The sequence below is a fragment of the Pseudoalteromonas sp. AWM4_233 genome (assembly GCF_056158285.1).
Map to the genome: position 1 here is coordinate 1,910,804 of NZ_JBSWSZ010000001.1, position 12,273 is coordinate 1,923,076.

Consider the following 12,273-nt stretch of genomic DNA (forward strand, 5'->3'; position numbering starts at 1 on the left):
CCTGTAAAGAAGGTGATATATACCAAATATAAAACTTTTTCGCTTAGCTATATTACCAAAGAAAAAACTAACAGCTCGTAATGTCTACAATTTCAGTATAATCAAGATTGTGTGTACGTCAGTGTCTACAAAAGGAACAAGCCCATCTTTTTCAAGACGGGCTTTATTTTAAGGGATTTAGAAAGGACTATATTTTTCGAGCAACCTGAAGCGCTTCAAAAATTGCTCGCTTAGCATCGATCGCTGCAGCGAGTTTCGCTCCACCAATCACATGATGATTATCTGGTAACGCGTCTTTATTGAATATTTCACTATTTGAAACTTGGCCGATACAGGCTATCACGGTATCAACATCTAGGTATTGCTCTTCACCTTTATGTTTAATCTTCAACCCTTGTTCGTTAAAACCTAAATATTCACACTCCGATAATTGTTTAACATTATGCTGTTTTGCAACCTGTCTATGGATCCAGCCTGTTGTTTTGCCAAGCTCTGAACCAAAGCGCCCTTCACTTCGCTTTAACATATAAAGCTGTCTTTGAGGTCCTGTATGCTGCTGTTCAGTTTCTATGCCCCATTGTGCTTTAAATTCATCAATTGATTGCTCTGGCTTTTCTTGTAGAAATGCAACCATATCAAAACCAATACCACCAGCACCTAGAATGGCAACTTTGTCTCCAATTTCAACTTCGCCGCGTATAACTTCATCATAGTGATAGACACGCTTGCCATCTTTACATGGGAAACTTGCTACACGCGGTTTAACCCCTGATGCAAAAACAATATCATCAAAGTTACTGTCCATATCAGGTGAGTATTCACAGTTTAATTCGAGACTAATGTTTAAACGCTCAACCTCTTGCAAGAAATATTTTAATGTCTTTTTAAAATCTTCTTTCCCAGGCACTTGCATCGCTAGATTGAACTGCCCACCCGCGTAGCTATTTCGCTCTATAATTTTTACCTTATGACCTTTTTTAGCTAAGTATATCGCCGCTGATAAACCTGCTGGACCGGCACCGACAACTAATACATCTTTTTCTTTAGAAGCTTTTTCTAATGGATAGTCAAGCTCATAACAAGCCTGAGGGTTCACCAAACATGTTGCTCGTTGGCCCTTAAACACATGATCTAAACACCCTTGGTTACAGCCTATACAGATGTTAATTTGTTCTGATTTATTCTGCTTGTACTTATTAAAAAATTCAGGATCAGCCAATAAAGGTCGTGCCATAGAGATAAGATCAGACTGGTTAGCATTTAATATCTCATTGGCAATTTCAGGCGTATTTATTCGGTTCACAGCAATGACTGGCACATCTACCCATTCTTTCAATCTTTGTGATGCTTCTCTGAAAGCGCCGGCCGGTACCATGCTCGCGATTGTAGGTACTCTCGCTTCATGCCAACCAATACCTGTGTTGATAATATCAACGCCAGCTTTAACAAGTTCTTTAGCCTGATATTGAACTTCATCGGTAGTAGAACCTTCAGGAATTAAATCCATGACAGAAAGTCTAAAAATGATCATGAATTTGTCAGATACTTGACTTCTTACGGCTTCGACAATCTCTTTTGCAAGCCTCATTCTATTTTCAAGACTACCACCATAGCTGTCTTTACGCTTGTTAGTATGTGGTGCCATAAATTCATTAATTAGATAGCCTTCTGAACCCATGATTTCAACGCCATCATAACCAGCCTTCTCAGCTAGTTTTGCTGATTTAGCGAAGCTTTTCACCGTAGCTTTTATTTGCCCTACTGACATAGCTTTTGGTTTGAATGGTGTAATTGGCGCCTTTAATGCGCTTGGAGCTACACTAAAAGGGTGATACGCATATCTTCCTGCATGGAGTAATTGCAAACATATCTTACCATCATGCTTGTGGACTGCATCGGTGTAAGCTTTGTGTTTTATGACATCAAACGCTGTGTTAAATGAAGATGCAAATGGTGTCAACTTGCCTCGAACATTAGGACTATATCCGCCTGTTATTATTAGACCTGTACCACCTTTTGCACGCTGTTCATAAAATGCAGCCAATTTCTTTCTGTTTGACCACCCTTCTTCTAAGCCCGTATGCATCGAGCCCATAACGAGTCTATTTCGCAACCTTGTATTTTTTAATTCTAATGGTGCTTCTAACATGGATTAATTTCTCAAAACTGGTCGTACCTCCTGAGACCTTAGCAATTTTTAACAAATTAGCAAAGTTTATCTTTTAAAAAAGCTTAATTTTGATCTAACTGTACGTTCTATAAGCTTATAAATACTTAGTTACGTTTTAGGTATAACACTCTTAAATTAACTCAGTTATTATAAAAGTAGTGAAAAAGATTTGATTTAGACAATAAAGGTGAGCTTTGATTTATATAGGTAAATTCTTTAAAGGCCTGTGGGCCGCAATAAATTTTTCAAGAAAACTCGTATTAAACTTAGTTTTCTTCGGCCTTCTTGCTGTGATTATTTTATCGTTCCCACAACAAGAGACACAGATAAACGTACCTGATGGCGCTGTTTTAAACTTAAACCTTAATGGTTCGCTAGTCGAAGAGCTAACATACGTCGACCCAGTCGATGCCGCCTTTGGAGAAGTATTCTCAAGCAATGACCAACCAAAAGAGATTTTGGTCGATGATGTCGTCAATGTCATCAACTCTGCAACTCAAGATTCGCGAATCCAAGTTTTGCTACTAAATCTGAAATCTTTACATGGAGCTCATTTAAATAAGCTTGATGCTATTGCGCAGGCAATCGTTGATTTCAAAAAATCAGGTAAAAAAGTCATCGCACATGGCGCATATTACTCGCAAAGCCAGTATTTTTTAGCTTCATATGCTGACGAAATCTCTCTTCACCCATATGGTGGCGTTGAATTGAGAGGCTTTGCAAACTACCCGCTTTACTTTAAAGATGCGCTCGATAAGCTGAAAGTAACTCAACACATATTTAGAGTGGGTACTTATAAGTCTGCAGTAGAGCCCTTTATCCGTAATGATATGTCTCCTGCTGCAAAAGAAGCCAACCAGCTATGGTTAGATGAATTATGGGCTCAATACAAGTCAGATATTGCCTCAGCGCGTAAGTTTGAAGTCTCTAATTTCGATGAAAAAGCAGATCAATATTTAGCTAAAATCCAGGCTGTAAATGGTGATTATGCGCAATATGCATTGCAAAATAACTGGGTAGATACATTACAAACTGATCAACAGCTTCAGGCAAAACTAATAGAGCAAGTTGGTACAAATGCTTCAGGGAAAACATTTAAGAACATCAGTTTTAACAAATATCTTGAATCGTTAAATAACCAACCTAGTTTTGAAATGCCTTCAGATAATAAAGTCGCCGTAATTGTAGCAAGAGGCAATATTGTAGATGGTAAACACAAAGCAGGACGTATTGGTGGAGATTCTACGGCTGCGCTTCTAAAAAAGGCTCGTTTGAACGAAAAGGTTAAAGCGGTAGTACTTAGAATTGACTCTGGTGGTGGCAGTATGTTCGCTTCAGAAATCATCCGAAACGAAGTTCTTGCCATTAAAGAAGCTGGTAAACCAATTATTGCATCTATGGGCTCTGTTGCAGCTTCTGGCGGTTATTGGATTGCAATGTCTGCAGATGAAATATGGGCTGCACCAAGTACTATTACTGGCTCAATAGGTGTATTTGGCACTATTTTAACATTTGAAAATTCGTTAAATTCAATGGGGATCTATTCTGACGGTGTTGCAACAACTGAGTTAAATAATATCTCTTTATCTAGAGGTATTTCAGACAAGCTCTCTCAGGTATTTCAGTTGGGCGTTGAAAATGCGTATGACAAATTTATTTCCCTAGTTGCTCAAGAGCGTGGATTAGAAAAATCTGCAGTTGATGAAGTTGCACAAGGTCGAGTTTGGACTGCTACTCAAGCACAAAGCTTTGGGTTAGTTGATAAATTAGGTGACAAGCAAGATGCTATTAACGCAGCGGCATCTCTTGCACAACTTGAAGAATTTGATGTTATTACAATAGAGCAAACGCTATCAGAGAAAGACCAGCTACTAAGAGACTTATTAGGCTCTGCAATGATTAGTTCTTTGATTGAAACAGATGGCTCGTCTGACAACATTATTGCTATGCTATCAAAGTTATTTGGTGGTCTTGGTGAGCAAGTAGTTGAGCAACTGAATATTGTTAATGAGTTTAATGACCCAAATCACATCTACACACGCTGTTTAACATGTGAAGTGAATTACTAATCCTCTGTCATAAATTCAAGCTTACGAATATAATAAGCCCAGATTGATATCTGGGCTTATTTTTATGAAAAGAAAAAAAATCTACATCGCTTATACTGGCGGTACAATCGGTATGAAACAGTCGTCTCGTGGTTATGTGCCCGTTGCTGGTTATTTAACAGAAACCGTTAAAAACAATGCAGAATTTACCCGAGAAGAAATGCCCCTGTTTGATATTCATGAATATTGTCCGTTAATAGACTCTTCTGATATGTCCCCTCATCATTGGCAATTAATCGCTGATGATATTAAGTCTAAATATGATCAATACGATGGTTTTGTTGTTCTTCATGGTACAGATACCATGGCTTATACGGCTTCAGCTTTATCATTCATGTTTGAAAACCTGACTAAACCTGTCATTGTCACAGGTTCGCAAATCCCACTTTCACAATTGCGCTCTGATGGCCAAGTCAATTTACTTAATGCAATGTACTTAGCAGCAAACTACCCGATTGCTGAAGTGAGCTTATTCTTTAACAATCAACTTTTTAGAGGTAATAGAGCAACAAAAGCACATGCTGATGGTTTCAACGCTTTTGCTTCTCCAAATCTTTCTCCGCTCGCACAATCAGGTATAAACATTCAGTTGATTGAGGGAAAATTAAGTCCATATGTTGAGCAAGCACTGCAAGTAACTTCGGTGCAATCACAAAAAATAGCAATTTTATATTTGTATCCTGGAATTTCGGTTGAAATGGTAAGAAATGTCATCACCGAAGACGTCAAAGGCTTAATCTTACTTAGTTTCGGTGTTGGTAATGCCCCACAGCAACCTGAGTTTCTTGAGATCCTTAAAAATGCCACAGACAATGGCACCGTGATTGTAAACCTCACACAGTGTATTCAAGGCCAAGTGAATATGGGTGGGTATGCTACAGGCAATGCGCTGTTAAATTGTGGAGTGTTGAGCGGTTATGATATGACGTTAGAAGCGTGCCTAACTAAGCTACATTATTTGTTTAGTCAGAATTTAGAACTAGAAACTGTCAGACACCTTATGCAAGATAATTTACGTGGTGAATTAACTCGATAAGAATTGAGTCTCTATCTATTGGATGAAAAAAAGGTCAGCGTCGCTGACCTTTTTTAATTTAACTAGTACTTTATCTGACTTTTGCGTCAATCTCGACTAAATCTGTTAGGTGGCACGTTTCACCCGAATGGGTTTTAATACCATGCTCACCAAAGTAATCACGTTGCGCTTGAACAAGATGACCGTTACTCGGTGTGCTTAGTGTCGCAATATAAGTTTGTGTAGAACTCAATACTGGGAACGCAAGGCCAGATGACACTGCAAGACCTGTTACTTTGCGAAGTGCTAGCGATTCTGCTTGTAACGTATCGATAAACTCCACACCTTCAGCAATATCATCCAGATAATCGGCTCTAATGATACAACCTGCACGCCATGTTTGTAGCGTTTTACCAAGGTCGACCTTCCACTGGTGTGCACGTGAAGCTCCTTTGATTAACGCTAAACCTTGGCGGTAACATAGCAAGCTTGCAAGATAGAAAGCTGATTTAAGCTCATCTAAATCAATATCGATTTTCGCCGTTTGCTGCGATGCATAAGTCATTTCTTTCGCAGCATGTGTATCGATGGTATTGGTTAAATGACGCGCTTGAACTGCAGCAACTAACGAAGGTACTGCAATACCTAACTCTAATGCATTTTGTGCAGTCCAAAGGCCTGTGCCTTTTGCACCAACTTTGTTATCAATAAGGTCCACTAATGGTTCTTTATTATCAGTTTCAAGCTCTAGGATATGACTTGAAATCGATAATAAGTAGCTATTTAAATGACCTTCTGACCAAGATTTGAATACTTCTGCGACTTCTTTTGGTGTTCTACCTGTGCCATGTCGAAGCAGTTGGTACATTTCAGCAATCAGTTGCATTAATGCATACTCAATACCATTGTGTACCATTTTTACAAAGTGACCAGAAGCAGACTGACCAACACGAGCGAAACAAGAATCGCCGTTATAGCTTGCTGCTACTTTTTCGAACCAAGGAATAATTCGTTCCCAGCCGCCTTCTGAACCACTAGCCATCATCGCAGGTCCGTGACGTGCACCCTCTGCACCGCCTGAGATCCCCATGGTCGCGAACTCAAATTTATTTTGATATCTAAGTTTTCGTGCAATACCGTCTTTATAATTACTGTTACCGCAATCAATGATGATATCGTCTTTATCTACACCCGCTTCTACTAGATCAGAACACACTCTATCTACTAACTCACCGGCAGGAACAAGTAGTAAAATTGAACGAGGTGTTTCTAAGCGGCGGATCATATCACCAAGGTCAGAAACAATGTGCAAGCGTTCAGCTAAGCCAAGTGACTGAGCACAGCTTAAAAGCTCAGCACCTGCGTCCGGGTTTCTGTCGTAGGCAACTAACGTTAAACCCTGTTCAATGAGATTTAGTGCAAGGTTTTTACCCATTACACCTAAACCAACTAATGCAACTTGCATTAAGTTCCTCCTCGGTAACAACTAATTTGAGCAATACTTCAGTAGCTTATTATATGTCTTAGCTTTGTAAGATACCAATTACTACTATTTAAATCTTTTATACAAACAAACTTTATATGGGGTTAAAGAATCTCCAAGAAAAATGGTTTAGCACCATACCCTCTTGGTTTCTTTTGATTCATTTGTATATAAAGACACCAGAATCTTGTGATTGACGCATCCTGACACCGGTGTCATAATGATGTCATATAGATCATATAACTTAATTACGGTGTTAAAAAGAGTTAATGCAAATTCTTTCAACATCTAATGCGTTTTTAATCAAATATTGAGCTATCTTTGCTTAAATTTGTTGGTTTTATTTCGCATTCATTAATATCTACCTATCTAAATAGGCCTACAGGAGAACCTGATGCTTAGACGCACAAAAATTGTAGCAACCCTTGGACCTGCAACTGACCGCGATAACAACTTAGAAAAAATCATAAAAGCGGGTGCAAACGTAGTTCGCCTAAACTTTTCTCACGGCGTTGCCCAAGATCATAAAGACAGAGCACAAGCTGTAAGAGATATAGCAACCAAACTTAACAAACATGTTGCAATCCTAGCTGACCTTCAAGGCCCTAAGATCCGTGTGTCTACTTTTAAAGATGGTAAAGTAAATCTAGAAGTTGGCGCTAAATTTATTCTTGATGCTGAAATGGCTAAAGGTGAAGGTACTGTTGAGGCTGTTGGTATCGATTATAAAGAACTACCTCAAGACGTAAAACCAGACGACCTACTTCTTTTAAATGATGGCTTAATACAGCTTGTTGTTGACTCGGTAGACGGTGCACTTGTTCATACCACTGTTAAAGTCGGTGGTGTGTTATCAAATAACAAAGGTATTAACCGTTTAGGGGGGGGCTTAACTGCACCAGCATTCACTGAAAAAGACGAAGAAGACTTAATCACTGCAGCCGAAATTGGTGTTGACTATATTGCTGTTTCATTCCCGCGCAGTGGCGACGACATGCGTTATGTACGTTCACTTGCAGAGAAAGCCGGCTCTAACGCTCAACTTCTTGCAAAAATCGAGCGTGCAGAAGCCGTAGAAACCGTTGAAGCAATTGATGATATCGTTCTTGCATCTGATGCAGTAATGGTTGCGCGTGGTGATTTAGGTGTTGAGATTGGTGATGCTGCTTTAGTTGGCAAGCAAAAATTAATTATCAGCCGTGCTCGCTCTCTGAACCGTACTGTTGTAACAGCAACACAGATGATGGAATCAATGATTGATAACCCAATGCCTACACGTGCAGAAGTCATGGACGTGGCGAACGCAGTATTAGATGGCACAGATGCAGTTATGCTTTCTGCAGAAACTGCTGCAGGTGATTACCCTGAAGAAACGGTAGCGACGATGGCGCGTGTATGTTTAGGCGCTGAATCACAACCTGAAGCTCATATTTCAAAACATCGTTTAGACAGCATGTTCTCAGACACCTCAGAGACACTCGCATTATCTGCTATGTATGCGGCAAACCATCTAGACAGCGTGAAAGCAATCGTAACGCTAACTGAGTCAGGTAAAACTGCAAAGCTAATGTCACGTATTAGCTCTGGTCACCCTATTTACTCATTATCACGTCATGCTTCTACTCTAGGTCAAACAGCGTTATACCGTGGTGTATACCCAGTATACTTTGATTCAACTAAACATGATCAAGAATGTATGATCAAAGACGCACTAGATACACTCGTTGAACGTGGCTCACTTGAAAAAGGTGATACCGTTATACTTACACACGGTGACAAGATGGAAACCGTGGGTGCAACTAATACAATGAAGATAATTACTGTATAAACTCAGTACTAATTTGAAAAAATGAGCAGCCTAAAAGCTGCTCTTTTTCTTAGTGCAAAGAATAAAAATTAACTCGCCAGCGCTGCTTTTACTTTATCTCTATAACTGCGACTCACTTTTAACTCTTGCCCGTTGTCTAGTACTAATAAATACTCGCCACTTGTCTGTGTAACTAATTTGCTAATCTGTTTAGTATTCACAATTGCTGAACGGTGAACCCGCACAAATAACGCAGGGTCCAGTTCTTGTTCAAGCTCTTTCATTGTTTTACGCAGAATATGCGTTTTTCCATCATTGCAGTGCAGACACATATAATCACCAGCAGCATCTACCCACTGAATTGAAGAGGTAGTGACACGAATTATTTCACCCTGCTCTTTCACAGCCAAAGATTCAGGGTATTTTTTGTCTTCTAACGCATCACCTGTTGCTAATTTCTTTAATATTTCTTCACAGTTATTACCTGTAATACCAGCAACGAAACTAGCTAGTTTCTTTTTATGGGCGTTATCTTGTTGTGTTTTTAAATAGCTTTGCACTTTATCCACCGCCTGTTCTAATCGGTTGTCATCAACGGGTTTTAAAATATAATCGAGGGCATGGATCTCAAATGCTTGCACCGCATATTGATCGAACGCCGTTACAAATACAACAGCAGGCATCGGACCTGGCTTTTCACTGAGCGTTTTGGCAACTTCAAAACCATTCATTCCAGGCATTTGAATATCTAAAAATAGCAGATCAATGTCGTTTTCATTGCAAGCTTGAATGGCTTGTTCGCCTGTAGGGCATAAGTCTACTACTTCTAATTGTTCAAATTCTTTTAAACGTACAGCAAGGCCTTTTCTTGCTAATGGTTCATCATCAACGATTAATGTTTTAATTCTACTCATTACTTTCTGCCTTCTCGTATGGAACGCGAATATTTACTTTTAGCCCGTTTGGTGTGTTATGTGATAGAGCAAACGAGTAATTATTTTCGTATAAAGTTTTTAGCCTATCTTGAGTGTTGGCAATACCCACTCCTGACGCATTCAATAATTTGCCATTTTCTATTTCAGCGCCGGGTCCATTGTCCCCTACTTCTAATAATAATTCATTGGCAAAGACTTGCGCCTTTATCTCTAATTTACCGCCTTCAGTCATATGAGCGATGGCATATTTGATTGAGTTTTCGATTAATGGTTGCAACAACAAGCTTGGTACTAGCGCATGTTTCGCTTCTTCTGTCATGCTGACATCAATTGATAGTCGTTCATCAAAACGTACTTTTTCGATTTCTAGATATAAGTTTAAAGCATGAATTTCTTGTTCTAATGGTACTTTCTTTATGGGATCAGTATTGAGTGTATAACGAAGGAAGTCACTGAGCCTAGATACCATCTGATTGGCATCTTTATTTTCTTCAACAAGTATCAGTGTAGAAATGGCGTTAAGTGTGTTAAACAAAAAGTGAGGATTTAGCTGATACCTTAGCATTTTTAACTGCGCTTCGTGCGCCATAGTGTTTGCTTTCAGTGCTTTTTGACGCTCACTTTGCAATAACTGATAGTATTTAATACCAAAGTACAAGCCGCTCCAACAAAGAATAATATAAACAGAATCTAAGCCTTGTTGGAAATAATAAAACCATTCAGTGGGTCTGTAACCATGACGGTATATCTCCCACAAGTTGAATTTTTGAATGACTGACCAAAGGGTACCGGTAATGTATGAAGCACTAAAAACAACAACGATTAAAACCCAAGGTTTAGAGTTCCAAATAATTCTATAGAGGTAACGTAACGGCACTGTCATTAAACACCCTGCATAGGCATTTAATACAATGACGAATACATATATATCTCTCATTTCGAAAACTTTTGAGCCAATATAATTGACCAATGCATAGCCAATCCAGCCTGCAATTTGAAGCACCCAAAAGAATCGTTGTCGGTTATCGACTAAAGCTTGCCATTTCAACGGATTATATAACTCCTATTTAATGCCTAAATTATACGTAATGCATCAGTGTGTCGCACTGCTACCAATCTCATAATTCCATCGGCTTACCGCAAAGAAAAAGGGCACAAAAAAGTGCCCCTTTATCTAATATCTTTAGATTTTTATGCAAGCTTGTCCGAAGCAACCTTATAATTTGGGTCTTCGATAACATTAACTTCAACTAAATCTTTAGCCTTATTAAGTAATTGAATACAGTCAGGACTTAAATGACGCAAATGTACTTTCTTACCTGCTTTTTTATAACGTTCTGCCAAGCTATCAATGGCTTCGATTGCACTATGGTCTGCGACACGACTATATTTAAATTCAATGATTACATCATCTGGATCGTTATTAATGTCGAACAGCTCAGCAAAGTTTTTAACCGAACCAAAGAATAACGGTCCATGAAGTTCGTATACCTTTGAACCCTCTTCATCAATATAATTATTGGTGTAAATATGTTTTGCATGCTCCCAAGCAAATACAAGTGCAGAGACAATCACACCAACACAAACAGCAACCGCAAGGTCAGTAATAACGGTAACACCAGACACAAGCACTATCACAAATGCATCTGTCTTTGGAATTCTTTTCATTAATCTAAAGCTAGACCATTCAAAAGTTCCTAAAACAACCATAAACATCACACCGACTAGTGCAGCTAATGGGATCATTTCAATTAGGCTTGCAGCGAATAGAATAAAGCAAAGTAACAATATAGCCGCTGTTATCCCTGATAAACGGCTTCGCCCACCAGAATTAATATTTATCATTGATTGACCAATCATTGCACAACCCCCCATTGCACCAAATACACCACATGTAACGTTTGCAGCACCTTGGCCGATACATTCTTTATTTGAGTTACCGCGTGTTTCAGTGATTTCATCAATTAATGTTAAAGTTAGAAGCGATTCAATCAGGCCAATCGCAGCTAACACTAATGCATAAGGGAAGATAATTTTGAAAGTTTCAAAATTGAACGGTACAGCCGGGATATGGAACTCAGGGAATCCGCCTGCAATTGTTGCATTCAAATCACCTGACATGTCTTTTAAGTAATCAAGTACAGTGCGAGATTCTAGATCTAAACCAATAACTAGTCCTGTCACTACCAAAATAGCTGCAAGTGATGAAGGAATCGCTGTTGTAAGTTTAGGTAAGAAATGAATGATTGCCATCGTTAAAGCAACAAGACCACCCATCACATATAGTTCTGAGCCTTGCATCCATTGAAGTTGACCATTACCGTCCATTACTTTGAACTGCCCTAATTGGGCTAAGAAGATAACAATTGCCAACCCATTTACGAAACCCAACATCACTGGGTGTGGAACCATTCTGATAAATTTGCCGAGCTTAAATATGCCCGCCAATATTTGCAGCACACCCATTAATAAGACAGTAGCAAATAAGTATTCGACACCGTGCTCAATGACCAAACTCACCATAACAACAGCTAACGCACCCGTTGCACCAGAGATCATGCCTGGACGACCACCAAAAATAGAGGTAATTAAGCCGACGATAAAGGCCGCATACAGGCCAACTAAGGGATCAACATGCGCAACAAATGCGAATGCAACAGCTTCAGGTACCAGTGCTAATGCAACGGTTAAGCCGGAAAGGATATCGTTTTTAGCAGAGCTTGGTGCTTTGCCTATCAGATTAAACATTCATTTC

Annotated in this window: 8 protein-coding genes; 3 read left to right on the forward strand and 5 right to left on the reverse strand. The window is 39.2% G+C overall.

The window, feature by feature from the left end; translation table 11 throughout:
* Positions 1-187: 187 nt before the first annotated feature.
* Positions 188-2,149 carry an FAD-dependent oxidoreductase gene (locus ACXAC4_RS08505; protein ID WP_475160614.1) on the reverse strand — a complete coding sequence of 654 codons (1,962 nt, stop codon included), beginning with the start codon at positions 2,147-2,149 and terminating at the stop codon, positions 188-190.
* Between the two features lie 215 nt (positions 2,150-2,364).
* Between ACXAC4_RS08505 and sppA the strand changes: the two genes are divergently transcribed.
* Both sppA and ansA read left to right on the forward strand, forming a co-directional pair.
* Positions 2,365-4,239: a signal peptide peptidase SppA gene (gene sppA / locus ACXAC4_RS08510; RefSeq protein WP_475160616.1), complete on the forward strand. Its 1,875-nt coding sequence runs from the start codon at positions 2,365-2,367 to the stop codon at positions 4,237-4,239.
* A gap of 64 nt (positions 4,240-4,303) precedes the next feature.
* Positions 4,304-5,314, forward strand: coding sequence for an asparaginase (gene ansA / locus ACXAC4_RS08515; RefSeq protein WP_475160618.1), 1,011 nt, complete (start codon positions 4,304-4,306; stop codon positions 5,312-5,314).
* Between the two features lie 70 nt (positions 5,315-5,384).
* Here the strand turns inward: ansA and gndA are convergent, their stop codons facing one another.
* Positions 5,385-6,758 carry an NADP-dependent phosphogluconate dehydrogenase gene (gene gndA, locus ACXAC4_RS08520; protein WP_475160620.1) on the reverse strand — a complete coding sequence of 458 codons (1,374 nt, stop codon included), beginning with the start codon at positions 6,756-6,758 and terminating at the stop codon, positions 5,385-5,387.
* 412 nt (positions 6,759-7,170) lie between these two features.
* Here gndA and pyk point away from each other — a divergent pair, with 412 nt between their 5' ends.
* On the forward strand, positions 7,171-8,604 hold the full coding sequence (pyk, locus tag ACXAC4_RS08525; protein ID WP_349286602.1) for a pyruvate kinase: 1,434 nt from the start codon (positions 7,171-7,173) through the stop codon (positions 8,602-8,604).
* Between the two features lie 68 nt (positions 8,605-8,672).
* Here pyk and ACXAC4_RS08530 read toward each other — a convergent pair whose 3' ends face one another.
* From ACXAC4_RS08530 to ACXAC4_RS08540, 3 genes are all read right to left on the reverse strand, one after another.
* Positions 8,673-9,497, reverse strand: a complete 825-nt coding sequence (locus ACXAC4_RS08530) for a LytR/AlgR family response regulator transcription factor (protein WP_421962615.1) — start codon at positions 9,495-9,497, stop codon at positions 8,673-8,675.
* Positions 9,490-10,566, reverse strand: a complete 1,077-nt coding sequence (locus tag ACXAC4_RS08535) for a sensor histidine kinase (protein ID WP_138478749.1) — start codon at positions 10,564-10,566, stop codon at positions 9,490-9,492. Before ACXAC4_RS08535 ends, ACXAC4_RS08530 begins: the two co-directional genes overlap by 8 nt.
* Positions 10,567-10,709: 143 nt before the next feature.
* A complete protein-coding gene (locus ACXAC4_RS08540; RefSeq protein WP_475160624.1) occupies positions 10,710-12,266 on the reverse strand; it encodes a SulP family inorganic anion transporter in 1,557 nt (518 codons plus the stop codon).
* Positions 12,267-12,273: the final 7 nt, after the last annotated feature.